The 17746-nt window shown below is 42.2% G+C and carries 19 protein-coding genes; 8 read left to right on the forward strand and 11 right to left on the reverse strand.

The window, feature by feature from the left end:
* Positions 1-92: 92 nt before the first annotated feature.
* Positions 93-329 (reverse strand): hypothetical protein, encoded by a 237-nt coding sequence (locus tag ACTHRG_RS14360; RefSeq protein WP_076259594.1) that lies wholly within the window; start codon positions 327-329, stop codon positions 93-95.
* A 66-nt stretch (positions 330-395) separates the two neighbouring features.
* Positions 396-1016: a YitT family protein gene (locus ACTHRG_RS14365; protein ID WP_076259592.1), complete on the reverse strand. Its 621-nt coding sequence runs from the start codon at positions 1014-1016 to the stop codon at positions 396-398.
* A gap of 246 nt (positions 1017-1262) precedes the next feature.
* Between ACTHRG_RS14365 and ACTHRG_RS14370 the strand changes: the two genes are divergently transcribed.
* Positions 1263-1907, forward strand: coding sequence for a 2OG-Fe(II) oxygenase (locus ACTHRG_RS14370; RefSeq protein ID WP_076259590.1), 645 nt, complete (start codon positions 1263-1265; stop codon positions 1905-1907).
* A gap of 322 nt (positions 1908-2229) precedes the next feature.
* On the opposite strand, the gene ACTHRG_RS14375 is transcribed toward ACTHRG_RS14370, so the two are convergent.
* Complete coding sequence (locus tag ACTHRG_RS14375; protein ID WP_076259588.1) at positions 2230-3720, reverse strand: flavin monoamine oxidase family protein; 1491 nt, start codon at positions 3718-3720, stop codon at positions 2230-2232.
* A 254-nt stretch (positions 3721-3974) separates the two neighbouring features.
* Here ACTHRG_RS14375 and ACTHRG_RS14380 point away from each other — a divergent pair, with 254 nt between their 5' ends.
* Positions 3975-7631: a polysaccharide deacetylase family protein gene (locus tag ACTHRG_RS14380; RefSeq protein ID WP_083675369.1), complete on the forward strand. Its 3657-nt coding sequence runs from the start codon at positions 3975-3977 to the stop codon at positions 7629-7631.
* A 58-nt stretch (positions 7632-7689) separates the two neighbouring features.
* Here ACTHRG_RS14380 and ACTHRG_RS14385 read toward each other — a convergent pair whose 3' ends face one another.
* Positions 7690-8301: a hypothetical protein gene (locus tag ACTHRG_RS14385; RefSeq protein WP_076259586.1), complete on the reverse strand. Its 612-nt coding sequence runs from the start codon at positions 8299-8301 to the stop codon at positions 7690-7692.
* A gap of 221 nt (positions 8302-8522) precedes the next feature.
* On the opposite strand from ACTHRG_RS14385, the gene ACTHRG_RS14390 reads away from it, so the two are divergent.
* The gene (locus tag ACTHRG_RS14390) at positions 8523-8906 is read left to right on the forward strand and encodes a VOC family protein (RefSeq protein WP_440231423.1); all 384 of its coding nucleotides are present in this window, start codon (positions 8523-8525) and stop codon (positions 8904-8906) included.
* 136 nt (positions 8907-9042) lie between these two features.
* The gene (locus ACTHRG_RS14395) at positions 9043-10278 is read left to right on the forward strand and encodes a Bcr/CflA family efflux MFS transporter (protein ID WP_440231425.1); all 1236 of its coding nucleotides are present in this window, start codon (positions 9043-9045) and stop codon (positions 10276-10278) included.
* 27 nt (positions 10279-10305) lie between these two features.
* On the opposite strand, the gene ACTHRG_RS14400 is transcribed toward ACTHRG_RS14395, so the two are convergent.
* Both ACTHRG_RS14400 and ACTHRG_RS14405 read right to left on the reverse strand, forming a co-directional pair.
* On the reverse strand, positions 10306-10647 hold the full coding sequence (locus tag ACTHRG_RS14400) for a n-acetylglutamate synthase (protein WP_440231426.1): 342 nt from the start codon (positions 10645-10647) through the stop codon (positions 10306-10308).
* A 27-nt stretch (positions 10648-10674) separates the two neighbouring features.
* Positions 10675-11217, reverse strand: a complete 543-nt coding sequence (locus ACTHRG_RS14405; RefSeq protein WP_440231427.1) for a GNAT family N-acetyltransferase — start codon at positions 11215-11217, stop codon at positions 10675-10677.
* Between the two features lie 144 nt (positions 11218-11361).
* Here ACTHRG_RS14405 and ACTHRG_RS14410 point away from each other — a divergent pair, with 144 nt between their 5' ends.
* Entirely contained in the window at positions 11362-12771 is a 1410-nt protein-coding gene (locus tag ACTHRG_RS14410; protein ID WP_076259576.1) for a vWA domain-containing protein, read from the forward strand.
* A 239-nt stretch (positions 12772-13010) separates the two neighbouring features.
* Here ACTHRG_RS14410 and ACTHRG_RS14415 read toward each other — a convergent pair whose 3' ends face one another.
* From ACTHRG_RS14415 to ACTHRG_RS14430, 4 genes are all read right to left on the reverse strand, one after another.
* Positions 13011-13202, reverse strand: coding sequence for a transcription initiation factor TFIIIB (locus ACTHRG_RS14415; RefSeq protein WP_394578959.1), 192 nt, complete (start codon positions 13200-13202; stop codon positions 13011-13013).
* A 76-nt stretch (positions 13203-13278) separates the two neighbouring features.
* Positions 13279-13788: a hypothetical protein gene (locus ACTHRG_RS14420; RefSeq protein WP_076259572.1), complete on the reverse strand. Its 510-nt coding sequence runs from the start codon at positions 13786-13788 to the stop codon at positions 13279-13281.
* Positions 13785-14258: a hypothetical protein gene (locus tag ACTHRG_RS14425; protein ID WP_076259570.1), complete on the reverse strand. Its 474-nt coding sequence runs from the start codon at positions 14256-14258 to the stop codon at positions 13785-13787. The genes ACTHRG_RS14420 and ACTHRG_RS14425 overlap by 4 nt, the downstream gene beginning before the upstream one ends.
* A 374-nt stretch (positions 14259-14632) precedes the next feature.
* Complete coding sequence (locus ACTHRG_RS14430) at positions 14633-15595, reverse strand: LacI family DNA-binding transcriptional regulator (protein ID WP_076259568.1); 963 nt, start codon at positions 15593-15595, stop codon at positions 14633-14635.
* An 89-nt stretch (positions 15596-15684) separates the two neighbouring features.
* Here ACTHRG_RS14430 and ACTHRG_RS14435 point away from each other — a divergent pair, with 89 nt between their 5' ends.
* The 3 genes from ACTHRG_RS14435 to ACTHRG_RS14445 all read left to right on the forward strand — a co-directional run bounded on the left by ACTHRG_RS14435 (position 15685) and on the right by ACTHRG_RS14445 (position 17089).
* Positions 15685-15849, forward strand: a complete 165-nt coding sequence (locus tag ACTHRG_RS14435) for a hypothetical protein (protein WP_175609117.1) — start codon at positions 15685-15687, stop codon at positions 15847-15849.
* Positions 15850-15928: 79 nt separating this feature from the next.
* Positions 15929-16171, forward strand: coding sequence for a DUF2164 domain-containing protein (locus ACTHRG_RS14440; protein ID WP_076259566.1), 243 nt, complete (start codon positions 15929-15931; stop codon positions 16169-16171).
* Positions 16172-16600: 429 nt separating this feature from the next.
* Positions 16601-17089 carry a J domain-containing protein gene (locus tag ACTHRG_RS14445; RefSeq protein WP_076263521.1) on the forward strand — a complete coding sequence of 163 codons (489 nt, stop codon included), beginning with the start codon at positions 16601-16603 and terminating at the stop codon, positions 17087-17089.
* Here ACTHRG_RS14445 and ACTHRG_RS14450 read toward each other — a convergent pair.
* On the reverse strand, positions 17086-17595 hold the full coding sequence (locus ACTHRG_RS14450; RefSeq protein ID WP_076263523.1) for a GNAT family N-acetyltransferase: 510 nt from the start codon (positions 17593-17595) through the stop codon (positions 17086-17088). The two genes, ACTHRG_RS14445 and ACTHRG_RS14450, sit on opposite strands and share 4 nt — an antisense overlap.
* Positions 17596-17746 lie beyond the last annotated feature (151 nt).

A 17746-nucleotide genomic window follows, 5' to 3' on the forward strand; every position in this document is an offset into this window, starting at 1 on the left:
AATACCCTCCCTGCAAATACATTGTATTTACAAGTATTGTTTGAGAGATGACTAATAATATGCAAAAAAAATAGAGGTTCACTTTCCTGCCCCTATTTTAGTCCTATTCTATTTTTCACATCACCTCTAATGAACCCGACTATCTCTTCAGACAAATTTGCTGGAAGCGACGAGCCATCAGTAAATACCCAGGCGTTGATCACCTCAAGATCTGCTTTTTTAAATGTGATGCTATAGGTATTGTGTTCATGAAGAAATTCTGCCGTCACATATTCTTCCCCATCGAATTCATCATCCACAATCAAGCCGGTTATTTCGTATGGATTCACGTTACTATCTCCTTCAGCTTTTTAAAGCTTAGGATGCACCTGGCCCACCAAATTATCCGAAAATGTTTAAGTCTTCATTAAAATGGTATCTATGGTTTTATAAGCAACCAAAAATGTAGCAAGGGAGTATGCCGCTTCGGTCAGTCCGAATAAAAAAACCGAACTTCCAAAAAGTAGAGTATTCATGATCAAAATGCATTGCCCGATGGTGAACGGCAGGCGCTCGCTGAAAATAATGGCCAAAACCTCTGTACCGTCCAGACAGGCCCCGAAACGGATAATGAGCCCTACTCCCGTTCCGAGCAAAAGTCCTCCCAGGATAATGATCAGCAAGGGATGGTTAGTCACTTCCTCAAATGGAGCCAATATGTATGTCTCCCCTGCCAGCACGGAACTGGCAAACAGGCTTAACACCAAAAATCTTCCTCCTAAAAAGAAAAAGCCTGCCGCTAAAAACGGGAGATTCAACAGCAGGATCAAGGCACCCACATCTACATGAAAAACATGTGAAAGGAGGATGCTCAATCCGACAATGCCGCCATCAATGACATAATTTTTCACAAGGAATAATTGCAGGGATACAGCCACAAGTGTTGCCCCGAGTATGATAATCAGTCCATTTTTAAATGCGGAAAAAGTGCCATTTCGACTCTGGCCTAAATAGTATGGAACTCTGTTTCGATACACCGTCCATCTCCTTTTGTTCAGTCTGGCTTATGTATTGAAATATATTCCGTTAAATCCATAAAATGCGGTTGCTTCTTTTAAATTTTTAATAGTTTCCCAGAAAAAAAAGATAGAATTCCTTCATATCAGAGTGTAAAATAAATTCAGCCAGCTGAAAAACTGGTTAAAAAACAGAAATAGAAATACGTCAAGCAGCGCAAAAATATATTGAATTTTCAGAAAACTAAATAAATGAGGTTGATGTACATGGCAATGGATGCATCTATAAAAGAACAAACGATTTTTGATCATGCTGGAAATAAAATTATTACAGAAGATCGGGAAATTCAAATAATCGCTAAATTCGCAGAACCATTAATTGTGGTACTGGGAAATGTTTTGAGCGATGAAGAATGTGACCAGCTGATTCAACAGTCAAAAGATCGCATGCAGCGTTCAAAAGTTGCCAACTCCCTTGAAGTGGATGAACTCAGAACCAGCAGCAGCACGTTTTTCGAAGAAGGGGAAAATGAACTCGTTGCCAGAATCGAGAAAAGAGTATCCCAAATCATGAACATTCCAGTAGATCATGGTGAAGGGCTGCAGATTCTTAATTATAAAATAGGCCAGGAATATAAAGCACACTTTGACTTCTTCTCTTCGGCCAGCAAAGCAGCAAGCAATCCGAGGATCAGCACGCTTGTGATGTACCTGAATGATGTGGAACAGGGCGGGGAAACGTATTTTCCAAAGCTTAACCTCTCCGTATCTCCACAAAAAGGCATGGCCGTGTACTTTGAATATTTTTATAATGACCAAAACTTGAACGATCTTACCCTTCATGGCGGAGCACCTGTTGTCATTGGCGACAAATGGGCTGCAACGCAATGGATGAGGAGAAAGAAACTATGAAAAAAGCGCTTGGGAAAATTATTCCCAAGCGTCTTTCTTTAAAACCACAGTCTCTTATGATAGTCATAATCAGAGGTATCGAAAGTCTCTTCCCCTTCTATATTGGGGGCACACTCTTCACAAGGTCCTTCCTGCTGGCCATGTTCACATTGCTCCATTAAAAGTTCCACCTGAACGCATCCCCCTTTCCTATCTGATACTTCAATTATAATTGAAAGCGTTTACACCTGTCTTGTACAATTTGTTGGAAAATCGTTAAAAAGTGCCTATCCAATGGCACATTTTAACGTCAAAAACAGACATCTCTGTCGCAATTTAGCCTTTAAGACCACTTATAATAGCCTCTTGGCAAATCGGTCACTTCACTTGCAGCCCTGATGCCTGATTGAATCGCTCCCTCTATCCAGCCCGGGGCTGTGGAAGTATGTTCCCCGGCGAAATGAACTCTCCCCTCTGGAACAGGAATAGACGGGTACAGCTCTGTCTCCTGGCTCGGCTTGAACATGGAGAAGGCTCCGCCCGAAAAAGGGTACTGGGACCAGCTATGGGAAGCTCCTGTTAAGAAATGCTCGTAGACCTGATTGCCATGAACAACAGCCAAATTGTCAAGGGCATTCCGGATCCGGTCCCCTTCCTTAAGGTTATCCCAGGATAACGTATCATCTTCCCAGGTATAGCTTGCCATAATAACTCCGGAACCTGAAGATCCGATCAGATGGCTCGGATAGGCAGCAAAGCGAATGGGCAGATCTGTCATGAGCTTCCCTCCATGCAGTCCTTCCCGTTCCCAGAATCGATGCTTGAACTGAAGCCCGATTTTTGTTGATGAAACATAATGAAGTTCCCGAATGGCTTTCCATTTATTATGCGAAAATGAATGCCGGGGAACGACTTCAACGAAGGAGAGCAAAGAAAAAGGAATCGTGATAATGGCCAGGTCACCCATTACTGCCAAAGGCCTTTGGCTTAAGGTATGTCTGGCATGAATGGTAACCTGCTGTTGATCCTGTTCTATTTTTGTCATCTGATAGCCAAAATAAAGATTTTCTTTTAACTGAGGCAAAAAAGCATTTGGAAGCTTGTCATTGCCTCCCTCTATTTCATAAAAATGAATGTCCGGACTGAATAAAGGAAGCAGCTCCCGCAGAATGGCCGGAAAGCTCAGCTCCGGAAACCCTTCCAGACCCAGCAGAACTTTAATGCTTTCAAGGGCTCCGGGAGACAGACTGGGGCCCACCGGGTTGTACCTCAGAAAGAAACTCATTGGATATCTGTCAAACTCTCTAACTACTATATTCCAATTTTGAGCAGGGTTTTGCCTAATAAAATCTGCAACTGGCTTTATTGCCATCGCGAGCAGCTCTTCCGCGGTCTTTCCTTTTTCATGCGGAGCAACCGGGTAACCCAGCATATCCGGATTCTTCTGATAGGCGGTTCGATTCGTTTTTATTCCATTGGCAAAGATCAGGTCCTGGGGTGTTGTGTTCTTAAATTCATTTACTTTTAAACGGAATTTTTTAATATATTCAAGAACTAATGGATGAATATGAGGAATTCGCATGGCGCCCACATCCAGGTATAAATCGTCCATGAACGGCTCTCTCATCGTGAAAATCCTGCCGCCAACCCGTTGTGTTGCTTCTAATACCGTTACATCATGACCGGCTTCCTTCAGCAGCGAAGCAGCCACCAGCCCGGACATACCGGCTCCGACAATAATAATTTTCTTCTGAACCTGAGAAATGCCGAGTCCGTTTCGGATGATGGTAAGCATTTCCTCTGTTGATAACTGCGGATCCCGATAATAGGCCATTCCGATTCTCCTTCCGGCGAACTGACAAATAGCTATTACTTCATCATACTGCCGGACAGCTTTACAATATGCTTCTTTTATGATTAACCAGTTTTACCATAAAAAAATCAGTGCAAAATTTTAACCTACCCCCAAAATCAAAGAGTGAAAGCCTAAATTTTTGTTGATGGTCATTTTTTGTAGAAATAATGGAGGTTTAGGAGTACAGCCGTACCCTTTTACATAATTAACATTACATCTTGGGAGGAATAAATGTGGATCGTTTTTTTAGGTGGATTGTCAGATCTCTGTTTGCCCCTGTCACTGGTACTGCAGGAGCGATTGCAAGTACTCTGGGCTTCTTTCTGGCATTTTTACCTTTGGATAGTTACAGAATTCCATTGTTGTTTGCTTGTTCACTGCTGCTGCGCCTTAATATTGTGGCCCTGTTCCTGGGCTCTCTGATTACTGTTTTTATCCCATACATACATAAGCTGCCTTACATGGATTTTGGCCCATTAGACGATTTCCGGCTGATTTCAAATCTTAAAAGCGGATTATTATCATCCGATTCAGTTGTTTCTGGTATTTTAGGAGGGATTGTAGGACTTGTCTGCTATTTTTTCTTCCACTGGTTTTATAATCTGGGGCTGAAAACAAATGATGGAAAACAGGAATCTATATTTCTTGATCCGGCTAAACGGCGCTGGTCTCTAATCAAACGAATGACTGCAGGCTTCATTCTATTAATTGCAGTGATATCAGCATTTTTTATTGAGAGCCTAAATACGGCTCCCAGGGTTCCTGCATTAAATCTGGAGCAGCACCCTTCAAGCACACAGATAGAGCCGATTGACAAGCCCTTCCATGAAAAGGATTCGGCATCTCGGGCTCAGGAAACAAACTCTGATGCCAAAATTCAAGAAAATCAAGATCAAGAAGTGTATGGATTCTATGTCAATTGGGATGAAAATAGTAAAATATCTTTCAAGAAAAACAAAGAGTCTATAACTACTTTGATACCTGAATGGATGCAGGTTACACCAGATCTAAAGGTCAAGTCCACCATTGACACATCCATTGTAAAAGAAGCTAAAGAACATCAAATCAAGGTTTTGCCATTAGTAAATAATTTTATAGACGGCAAATGGGATTCAGATGTTCTGCATAGGTTATTCACTGTTCCAGGGGCAGAAGATCGCTTTATTGAAGAAATGATTTTTTATGTGAAAGCAAATAACTTCGATGGGATTAATATTGATTTCGAAGCCATTAAATCTTCTGACAGGGATCATTTTACACAATTCATGAGTAAGGTGTACAAAGCCTTTCATAAGGTAGATTTACTGGTGACATTGGATGTTCCGCCGAACGATGAAAGCTATGATTATGCTTCTTTGACTAACTACGCTGACCGCGTCATTGTGATGCTCTATGACCAGCACTATGCCATGAGCACACCAGGCCCCGTCGCTCAAACAGATTGGGTAAAGGAGAAACTGAATCAAACTGATATTCCCTCCGAAAAATTGGTTGCAGGACTGGGGACATACGGCTACAACTGGGAAGAAAATTCAAGTGAACCAGCAGCAGAAATGACGTTTGGGGATATCATGAAGATGGGCAGGGAAGCGAACCTCCATATCAATTGGAGTATGGAAGCTGGAAACCCCTACTTACGATATAAACTGGATGGAAAAAATCATACTGTCTGGTTTTTGGATGCTGCTACTTTTTATAACCAGATGAACCTTGCGCTAAATAGTGGTTCTACCGGGATTGCCATATGGCGGCTCGGTTCCGAGGATCCTTCGATCTGGAATTTCCTTAACAAGGGGAATGAAGGCAAAAAACCATCTCAGGTGCTTAGTACCTTTGATAGTCATTTTTCAGCCATTCATACTGGCAGCGGAGAGGTATTGAAAATCGCTTCAGAAACAGAAAAAGGAAGAAGGACAATCGAAATGGATTCCAATGGAATGATCAAAAAGGAATCCTATGTCCAATATCCAAAGCCTTTTGAAGTAATCCGCCATGGAAAATCAAGTAAAAAAGAAGTCGTTCTCACGTTTGATGACGGTCCTGATCCTGCCTACACGCCGGAAATACTGGACATATTGAACAGGTATCAGGTGAAAGGCACTTTTTTTGTCGTAGGGGAAAATGCGCTGATGCATCCTCAGCTTGTTAAAAGAATTTATGATGAGGGGCATGAGCTTGGAAACCATACCTTTACACATCCAGATATTACATCCATCACACCTTCCCGTTTGAGGATGGAATTGAATGCAACACAACGCTTAATTCAAGGCATAACCGGCCGTTCTATGACTCTTTTTCGGCCTCCATACATTGCAGATACGGAACTGGCCACAAGGAATGAGCAGCTTCCTATAATGGAAGCTCAGAAGCTTGGCTATACCATGGTCGGCCAATCCATTGATTCTGGAGATTGGCAGGAAGCCACAGTTGATCATCTCGTAAATCAAACATTGGATCAGCTGTCAGAAGGGAATGTCATTTTGCTTCATGATGCCGGGGGTGACCGCTCCAAAACTGTTGAGGCCCTTCCGATTATTATTGAAACACTTAAAGGCCGCGGCTATACATTTTCAACTACTGCCGGCTTAATTGGGAAAAGGGACAGTGAGATCATGCCTTTTGCTGATCAGGAAAACCCTTATTCTGTATATGATAGTGCCGTTTTTAAAATCCTTAAAAACTGGAATAACGGCATCAGCTTTTTGTTTTATTCAGCCATCCTTTTAGGAATTTTGCGTCTTGTTTTTCTTGTTTTCCTGTCCAGGAAGCAGGTTAAGCGGTATAAAGAGACAAAGATTGACCCTGGATTTACTCCATATGTCAGTGTGGTCATTGCTGCTTATAATGAGGAAAAGGTCATCTGCAAAACTGTAGATTCCATTTTAACCAGTGACTATTCTGCTTTTGAAATACTGGTTATTGATGATGGCTCAAAGGATCAGACGGCCCGTGCTGTTGAAGATGCTTTTGCAGACAACCCGCGCGTCAGATTAATTAAAAAAGCCAATGGCGGAAAATCTTCAGCTGTAAACCTTGGTTTCAAGGAAGCTAAGGGGGAAATTGTGGTAGCTTTAGATGCCGATACGCTTATCGCTGAAAATGCTATTTCTCTGCTTGTCAGCCATTTCAAGGACGATCAAGTGGCTGCTGTGTCAGGTAATGTGAAGGTCGGCAATAAAGGGAATCTCCTGACGAACTGGCAGCATATTGAATATGTGACAGGCTTTAATCTGGAAAGAAGAGCCTTCGCCGCTCTCAACTGTATTACTGTAGTACCAGGTGCAATCGGTGCATGGAAAAAGTCTGAGGTTGAAGAAGCCGGATACTTTAGCGAGGATACACTTGCAGAGGATACGGATATCACGCTTGCCCTATTGCGCAATGGAAAGAAAATTGAATTCGAAGAAAAGGCCTATGCTTATACTGAAGTGCCGGAAGATATTAAAAGCCTGGCAAAGCAGCGCTACCGGTGGGTATATGGGACTCTTCAATGCCTTTGGAAACACAGGGAGGCATTATTTAACAGAAAACATCAATCATTAGGATATGTAGCCCTTCCAAACATGTGGCTCTTTCAATATGTTTATCAAACGATTTCTCCCATTGCAGATCTTTTGTTTATCTTAGCCTTTTTCAGCACCAAGCCTGAAAAAGCAGCCATTGGGTTTGTTCTATTTTACTTGATGGATTTCTTTACCTCCTTATATGCGTTCAGGCTGGAAAAAGAAAGTCCTAAACCACTGGCCTCATTGTTCTTACAGCGAATTTTATATAAACAGCTGATGACCTATGTGGTGGTAAAATCGATTTTCTCTGCCATAAAAGGTGTAACTGTCGGCTGGAATAAACTAAAACGTAAAGGCAGTGTGACACAAGATCATCCGCTGTAAACTAAAAGGCCTTTCCCAATCGCGGGAGAGGCCTTTAATTTTTAATGATCCAGGAAGTCTATAAGTTCTTCCCATTGCTTTCTTTGTTTTCATTTCCTTTTTCCGCTCGTCTGCTCTCAGCTTTTTCTTTAGCGGTCTGGGAAACCTGCTGTCCATGGTTGAGAACTTTTTCAGCAGGACTTGCTGTACTATTCCCTCCCATGCCAGATGCTGGTGCTTGGGAATCTTTTGGGCTGGTTACAGGTTTTGCGGGTTCACTTGTTGTCTTATTTCCTGTAGGCGCAGAAGCAGGCTCAGGAGCTGAAGGCTTTTTGGCTGGTACAGATTCCGTTTTTACCACTGGTTTTGCTGCAGGTTTCCGGCTCGATAATTCGGTATCCGTTTGCACAGCAGCAATTGCCTTATTGCTATCTCCCTTTTTGGGGGATTCTGCAGAAGCAGGAGTATTTTCCTCCGTTTTTTGTTTCACAGTATTTTTTTCAGCCACTGTTTTTGATTCAGCTTTTTTGTCATGTTGTATGTATGCTTCAGATTTCTTTTGAATACCTGTTAAAACAGATGAATTTTCCGCTGAAAAAAGTTCAGTTGCTTTCAAAATGCCATTGGCAGCAGAAAACGTTAAAGCCCCCGCTATTACCATGACTAGGGCTCCCTTAGCTGGTGATTTCATAATATTCTCCTCATGACTAATGATTGATTATATTCATAGAATACGAATAAGAATCTGAATATTATGGGGGTATAATACGACATATATTTTAACTTTTTCCTATTAATCGGGATTTGTGTATTTAAAGAAGTTCCTGTTGCCGCATTTCTAAAATATTAAATAAAGGGATTGTGCCTCATATAGAGAATATGTAAAATAATAACAATGAAAGCGGTGAGAGTATGAATTCAATTGCTTCCCCGATCGCAGGCAAAGTGAACAATGTGTTTATTCATGTCAAGGACCTAAAAAAATCGGCTGAATGGTATAGCAGCCTGCTTGGACTGCCTTTTAATATGGATGATGTGGAATCTCCGGTATACAACATTCCAGTGAACTCTGAAACTGGTCTTACACTGGATGACCACACCTTTGATCCATCCTTCAAATGGACTCCTTCCGGTCACGTTTTATTTAATTTCTTTGCCCGGGATATTGACGAGGCGTACGATTTTGTTAAAAATCAGGGAATCTCGATTGTGAGGGAAATTGAACGTATTGGAGATTTTGCTTATTTCAACTTTCAGGACCCGGATGGCAATGTATTGATGATCTGCAATTGCTAATGAAAGAATCTGTGGCTAGATGGCCATGGATTTTTTTATTTACAGCATTCCCCGCTGGACATCCACATTTGCCTCGCGTATACTAGCCATATTTATGTAAAAGATTAGCAGCTTCATAGAAAGAAAGGTGTTTAACATGATTCACAATCCGACTGGAAAAGAGAGGCTTGCGCTGGCTTTTCTCCTCAGTATGCTAGGAATATTGGGGCCCTTCAATATTGATATGTATTTGCCGGGCTTCCCGGATATCGCTGATGATTTCAGTACCCGAGCTTCACTTGTACAGATGAGTTTAACAGCGTGTTTGATCGGACTTGCAGCTGGACAGGTTATTGTTGGACCGCTCAGCGATTCACATGGAAGAAGAAAACCGCTTCTAATCGGCATCTCTCTTTTTGCCGTATCTTCCCTTTTATGCGCCATTTCACCCAATATTGCGGCCTTTATTGCAGCCCGCTTTCTGCAGGGATTAACCGCCTCTGCTGGAATCGTCCTGTCCCGGGCGGTTGTCCGTGATGTGTTCAGCGGAAAAGAGCTGACGAAATTTTTTGCTTTGCTTATGGTCATTAATGCAACGGCTCCGATGATCGCGCCAATGACAGGCGGTGCCCTGCTTCTGATTCCTTTCGCAAGCTGGGAATCCATCTTTTATTTTCTAAGCTTTTTGGGATTATTTATTACCATTGTGATCTATTTCCGATTAAAAGAAACCCTTCCTCGAGAAAAAAGGGTCCCAAGCTCCATTGGGAATTCCGTTAAAAGCATGGGGGGCCTTTTCAGGGACCGTTCCTTCATCGGCTATGCCCTTATCGTTGGATTCATACATGGCGGAAGCTTTGCTTATGTGTCGGGGACACCCTTTGTCTATCAGGGGATTTATGGTGTATCGCCTCAGGTGTTCAGCATCCTGTTTGGCATTAATGGATTGGCCATCATTACGGGGAGTTTCCTGATTGGCCGCCTGGCAGGTGTCATTCCGGAAAGAAACCTGCTCCGGACAGCGGTCTGTATTGCGGTCAGTGCCACTTCGGTCCTTTTAATCATGACGATCATTAAAGGGCCGCTATTCATGCTAGTCATCCCGATTTTTATCTATATGACTTCAATGGGGATGATCATCACGAGCTCGTTTACATTGGCCATGAAAAACCAGGGGCATCGTGCCGGCAGTGCAAGCGCCGTTATTGGAATGCTTCCTTTAGTGCTGGGTTCAGCCGTTTCCCCTTTGGTGAGCATTGATGAAACCACTGCAGTTCCAATGGGTGCCATCTTGTTTATTACATCATTCATCGGCTTTGTTTTCTTCTTTACCTTAACCAAAGAAAAAACAAAAAGAAGCCGACAGAACCTGAAGCTGCATGCGGAGGGATAATTCCCTCCGGCTGGCATGCCGCCTGCTTTATTCTTTTACTTCCTCGATAATCGACTGTCCTTCAGTTCCTTCATCATCCTGCCACTGCCATTTTTCATGCAGCCTGATGCGGCCGTCAGCCAAAATTTCAGGGGTGGAGAGACATTTTCCGCCGCGCAGCTGATTTTTGTTATTCACATGGTTATATCTGAATTCTAAACATCCATCTTCATTGACAATTCCAATCAGCGTTCCCTGAATGATTTCTCCCCCGCCATAAGCAGCTGATATTATATTCCCTTCCTGTTTATAATGAAAGAAGGTCTTTGAAGAAACTTCACCATTCTCTGTATTTTGCACAGAAACAAAGGTACGGTCATTATAGTTCATGAAAATATCCTCCTGGTATGTATCGATTTATAAATCCCCTTTTAAAATGGAGTACATATATAAATCATCAAATTTCCCGTTCGTATATTCATAATGCCTAAGCAGTCCTTCTCTCGTGAAGCCCTGCCTTTCAACCAGCTTCTGGGATGATAGATTTTTTGGCTCGATCAAGGCTTCGATCCTTTCAAGCCCAAGATGTTCAAATCCGAATTTTAATACCCTTTCAAGTGCTTCATTCGCTATACCTTTTCCCCAATGCTCCCTGCTTAATTCATAGCCGACTTCACTTCGGTAATGTTTCGGATTCCTATTCAGGAAACCGCAGCTCCCAATGACCTTCCCTGAATCCTTCAGGGTGATGCCCCAGCGGATTCCTGTGCCATTTGTATAAATGGATTTATACCATTCTATTTCTCCAAGCACCTCCTCAGGTGTTTCACAGGCTGAGATTCCCATATGCTTTACAACCAGCTGATCTGACAGGTACACAAACATATCTTTTGCATCTTCTTCAGTTGCTTCTCTTAACATTAATCTTTCTGTTTCAAGAATCGGAAATGCTTTTTCCAACGGACTGCCTCCTCTGCAAAATATCTATCTTCAACTATACCAAATTGCTGTAAAAAAATCCTATCATATGGAAATTACTTCAAAACCAGCTTTATCCATGTTAAACTCTATTATTAGTAAAATATAAACAAAAGGAGAATTTCTGTGAAACGTTATGGTCTATGGCTGCTGTCTGCCGGATTGATTCTTTCCGCGTGCAGCAATGACAAAGAGAAAACAGCCGCTGATTCACCTGTTAAAGAAGAGCAAAAGAAAGAAGAAAAGCAGGTAAGCATTTTAGCAGAGTCTAAGAATATTAATTTGGAGGTCTCTGAAGAAACCCTGCTAAATTTACCTCCTGGAACCCTAATGGATAACCTTACATACGAAAAAGACATTGAAGCCATTGAAGTTATACCGGAAACTGATCCTGAACTTTTACGGAAGATGACGCCCAAACTGGAAGAGCTGACGAAGGAAGCCAAGGATACAGACTCTATTAAAAAAGGGCTAGTTTCCCTGCTGGCGAGTCCACATTATAAAGACATTATTGAAAAGTCCAATGCCTACAAACCCGATTTTGAAGAACCTTACCTGCCGGATCCCACCAAGTCAGAACCCGGAGAAGAAGAAAAAAAGGCAGCAGAACAGGCCATTATTCTTCTGGATGCCAGTTCATCCATGCTGCTGCAGGCAGACGGCAAAGTGAAAATGGATATTGCTAAAAGCGCCGTCAAGAGTTTCGCCCAGACGATTGGCCAAAGCAGTGATGTATCCCTTGTGGTCTATGGCCATAAAGGCTCTGAAGCAGACGCTGATAAAGAAATTTCCTGCTCTGGTGTTGAGGAAGTCTATCCTATGAGCAAATATTCCAAGAAGGAATTTCACGAAGCTGTTGATTCATTTGAAAGCAAAGGCTGGACGCCTCTTGCCGGCGCCATTCAAAAAGCAGCAGAAATGAGCAGCGGCTATGACGGCTCCACCACGATCTACATTGTCAGCGACGGTGCCGAAACATGTGACGGCGACCCTGTCAAGGCCAGCGAGAACCTTGTAAATAACAACAGCAGCAATACTGTAAATATCATTGGGTTTGATGTAGACGGCAAGGCCGAGGATCAATTAAAAGCAGTAGCCGAAGCCGGCAACGGGGAGTACTTTAAAGCAGACAGTCCCGACGATCTGAAAGACACCATTCAATACGAGTGGCTTCCGTCTGCCGGTGACCTCGCATGGGCTTTTACAATGGCACCAAGCCCTTGGGAAATGATGGATGAATATAAAATTGGTGAAGTTTATCCCCGCCAATTATTTACAGTCGGCAGGCGTGAAGCACACCGAATCCTGGATGCCGTCACCATTATGGGCGATAAGGGCTGGATCACGGATGAGCAGCGATCCGAACTCCGTGAATGGGGCTACGAACGCAGCGGCCAAATGAAGGATTTGTATATGAAGCTGCACGAAAAAAATCGGAATACAGCTGAAACGGAAAGTGATGAAATTAGACAGAGAGTAGACGAATGGGTTGAAAAAATGAAGACTCTGAAGAAAGAACGCGGGGATATTTGGTGACAAATTTTTAAAGAATGCTCCGGGCGGCATGCTCTGAGCATTCTTTTTTACTCTTTGGGCATGAAAATAAAATTCCTCTTCAGCTCGGCCTCATTAATGGAGATCCGATACGATAAATCTTTTGTCCGCAGTACATATTCTTTAATGCCAATAAATTCAGATTCCGCAATCAAGTAAAAGTGCGTACCCTTTTTTAATCCTTTAAAATGTTCTTTAACTTAAATTTTTTCATGATGCTCCTACATTCTATTTTTAAACTTCTCCGGCTTCTTCACATACCCTTCAATGATAAAACCGCAGCTGGTGCAAATAACATATTCAATATCAGAACCGAGACTCATCTTATCCACAGGAAACATGCCCCCATAACCCGAATGCTTCCCTTTCCCCAGTTCATTTGATCCGCACTTTGGACATTTTTCTGCTTTCATATTCATTCTCCTTTCCGCTTCATTTAGTAAGTCATACGTTCAGAAGCAGAAAAAAGTTTCATGAAAACATTGCGGCCTATTCAGCTGCTCTAAGTGATTCCTTTGATTTGAGCACCTGAATATAAACACCTGTCAGTGTCTGAGTCAGCAAAAAGATTGGGAAAGAATGAATGAGCTTATACCCTTTTTGCAGGGTAATAATATCTGCCGCCGTCAACACCCATTGAAAAAACACACCAAATAAGGCCCACCCCAACACATAAATTATAAACGTTTTTTTGCTGATGTTCAGTTTTTCATAAAGGTAAAAAAAGAAGTAGCCAAATGGAGCGAATAAGATATAGTATAAAATATCTGTCACTTCATAATTATTTAGATCATTAATCTTATAAAAATCGGTTCTGCCCCCGCCTATGGTGAAATCATAAAGGATCCCAATGGCAATGCCCCACAGTAAACTCAGCACTCTGATCTGCTTCGCCAGTCTGTCCGGCCTTCTTATAAGGAGAAAATAAACAAGATAGGCAGCAGCAATCATGAGCAAAAGATAAATCTCATTGCCGCCGAAGTCCTTCCACAATTTCATGCTTCATTCACCCCTCTTGTTTTAAGCTGCCCAAAATACTTCAGTAAGAATTGAACCACTAAATGCAGGAGGAATAAATAGATGATTTCATAGCCAATATTCCATTTTTTATAATCAACAATTCCAAAATACCTGGCAATCATCACAGCAGAAACAAGGAAAGCAACGGAAACCGCCACTTTAAGAAACTTTGAACCCAGCGAATCCCCTGTCCTTACTAAATTTAATGTGATTGCTAATGTAATTGGAAGCGTTATGCTTCTATGTATTATAAAGGCAGAATTGTTTAAGATCTGCTGGGAAATATCCGCCATATTCAGCTCTTCATAAACAATCCACGTATAATTAATATGAATGACCATCGCTGCCAAATAAACAAAGGTATTTTCAATAAAAGTAAGTTTCTTATTCATAGTAGTAAACAGCATTAGCACCAGCCATGCCAGAAAAACCAAAAGTACGAACCCCATGTAACATCATCCCCATATTTTTTTGTTAGTATTGGCGGGCATGGAGGTAATTATTCTGTCGTGGCTTCCTTTAGGTGTTTACCTGGTTTGAAAAAAGACTTATTTTTTAACTCTGTGGCCGAAGTCAGGGCTGGGTTCCGACTCAGACACTGTGTTTTCGGCTTCCTGTGTCCGAAGTTGCGTCGGGTTCTGACTCAAACACTCCGATTTCGGCTTTCTGTGTCCAAAGTTGCTCCAGGTTCTGACTCAAATCACTGGTTTCTGCTTTCTGTGTCCGAAGTTGCTCCAGGTTCTGACTCAAAAACTATGATTTCTGCATTCTCTGTCCGAAGCCGCTCCTGATTCCATGCCCAACTCCGGCGCCAGCCGCCATCCTAAACAGTCTCCCGCTCAATCAGCTTCACCGATATTTCCTCATGAGTACGGCTTTCACTATCTATCGCTTGAAGCATCAGCTTTTTCCCCATTTCCACCAGCGGGATTTCAAGTGTGGTGATGTGCATGATTTTGGCGATCGGCTGGTTATCAAATCCCATAATCGCGAGATCCTCAGGAATGCGAATCCCTTTTTCCCTGCAGGATGTGACGATTCCGGCAGCAGCAAAGTCACTTGTTACCAGCAGCGCGGTCGGAGGATTATCCATGTTCAATAACCGCTGAACCACTTCTTCGCCATGCTCAAAATTCAGACACTCATAAAAGATATAGTCTTCATTATACGACTCCCCAATTCGGCTTAAAAAATCTGCGTAGGCCTTTCCGCGCTGCCTGCTGTTGGCGCCGGACCTTCTTCCAATACAATATCCAATTTTATTATGCCCTTTATTATGTAAATACTCTAAAGCATTAGTGAACGTCATATAATGATCGATAAAGATTGAGGACACATCCTGATTCCTTGCATCTTCACAAAAGACAATGGGACCATACTCGGTAAACTGGTTAATGACCTCCCAGCCGCAGATTCTTGAACAAATGATTAAAGAATCAATTTGCTTATGCTGCAGCATTTTCAGAGCCTCGATTTCCCTGGCTTCCTCGTAGTTCGTCTGAAAAAGAACTAATTTATAGTTGTTTTTCATGGCTTCATTGGCAATCCCTTCTACCAGCAGACCGAAATAGGGATGATTGGTAAAAGGAACAACCACTCCAATAAGAAGGGTTTCCCCTTTACTCAAATGAACAGCATTGATATTCCGCTGATAATTGAATTCCTCCATCGCCTGCAGGACCGCTTCCCGCTTGTCCTCCCTCACATAGGGATGATTATTGAGCACCCTCGACACAGTTGTAACCGAAACTCCTGCCCTTTTAGCGATATCTTTAATATTTGCCATAAACCCACCTGTTTTTTTCACTTTTTTACTTGCTATGAAATGCGTTTCATACATTAAGCTTTTTTTAACTACTAAAGGAGGTATCCTTCATGTTCATTCTATCAGGAATATTCTATCTGGTTTTATTATGCAGCTCTGTTCTTGCCCTGTCATCTATACCTATTTTCCTCTATCCGAAAAAGAAGGCAAACAGTAACACTTATGTAAAAGATTACTACAGCTCTTTATTTGATGTCTACGGGGATGAGGCATAACCGCCAAAATCCCACCCTCCCATTTTATGAAATTTCCGTGTATAGTAACATGTATCCCAACCCGAAAGGAAGGCATGCTGTGTTTATTAAAGTGACAAAAGAGCAGCAGCAAAAGATGATTGAGGATATCCAGATTTTCTTTTCCGAGGAAAGAGATGAGGATCTATCTGAGTTCGCTGCAGAAAGAGTATTGGATTTTGTTAAGGAGTCTTTGGCCCCGCATTTCTACAATGCAGCAATCGCTGATGTAAAGCATGTGGTGGAACAGCAATATGCTTCAATGGAGGATGAAATCCTGACGCTCGAGCGTCCCATAAAGTGAAACTTCAATCAGTGGGGGTTTTCCTTATCCCCCACTGATTGTTAGTCGCGTTCTAGTGTCGCTAAGATCTCCGCTAGCGCTTCGATCAATCGACACTACGAACCCGATTGGTTCAACTAAGCCTCTGCCTGCGCGTCGGCAAGTTTCACTGTATCTCACCAATCGGGCCTTTACGGGCAGTTTGACCCCCACTATCTTCCTTTGATTCCTCTGATTCTTAAAGTGGGGGTCTTACTGCCCGTTAGACTGCGATAAAGTAGAGTGCAGCAAAGGAATCACCTATTCATGGGTGATTCCTTTTCATTTAGCAGAAACACTCATGTAAATAAACTTTAATACTATGTCATTCTCCTGTCATTTTTCTGAAAGTGATCAGTGATATGATTATTTTGACTGCTGAATAGATTTTATAGAGAGCGAGCAAGAAAAATGAACATTACTGATGCTGTAGCGCAATTGCAAAAATCTGGAATAAAGGCGAATAGTGATGACGTTGAGCGCTGGATCAATGAAGGAAAAATAAAAGCGGAACGCAGCGCGAGGAGGCAAGTCAGCTACTCCATAAAGATGAAGGATCTCGCTGATTTCATCATCCAGGAAAAAGAAGTGCTGTATCGCCAAAAGCTTGAAGGAGTCCTGCTTCAAGTTAAAGACCTGAAAGGGCAAATCGAGATCCTGAATACAAGGGTCCAAATAGAGGAATCAAAAGTGAAATCATTGAAGAAAATGATTCAGGCACAAAAACTGATTGCCGATGAAGAAATTAAGCCGGCAAAGCTTTTGGACCTGAAGCCTGATGAAGATCTGCAAATAGTCCGAAAAGAATTCAAAAAACTATTGAAAGCCCTCCATCCTGACCGAGGTGGAGATGAAAGACTTTTCAAGGTGTTTAATGAACATTATAAAAACATCTTTTAACCTTTGGAAATCGAGTATACATACATCTTATTTCCCGCCCTATGTAAGGTCTTTTCCTTTTTCATGCCTGCCTTCTCTGCAACACGGATTGATGCAAGATTATGGACATTGATAATGGAAACCAGCTTACTGTAGTTTAAGCTGGTGAACCCATACTCTTTACAGGCTAGTGCCGCTTCCGTGGCATAGCCTTTTCCCCATTCACGCCTGGCAAACAAGTAGCCGATCTCCATTTCCGTAACCCCGCCTGTATCCTGCGGGGTAATCCCGCACTGCCCCAAAAACCTGCCTGAAGCTTTCTCCTCCACAATCCAAAGGCCGACACCATAAGTCCGATAATTACGCAGCGTCCAGCTGATCCAATCTTCAGCCTGCTCTATTGTTTTTGTGGAGCGATAAAACCTCATGGCCTCCGGGTCAGAAAAGATTTCCATCAGATGGGGCAAATCAGTTCTTCTCATTTTTCTTAGAATTAATCTGTCTGTTTTTATAACTGGAGCAGCCATAGACAGTCTCCTTCCATCATCACTTGAATTCTTGCATTCTTACTAATTCTACAGAGTTTTTTTAAATCCTTTGTAGCATTATTCTGAAATTTCGTATTGCGAATTAAATTCAAAATCTTTAAAATAAAACAGAAACCATTTTTGAAAACCA

The sequence above is a fragment of the Cytobacillus sp. SAFR-174 genome (assembly GCF_051964675.1).
GTDB lineage: Bacteria > Bacillota > Bacilli > Bacillales > Cytobacillaceae > Cytobacillus.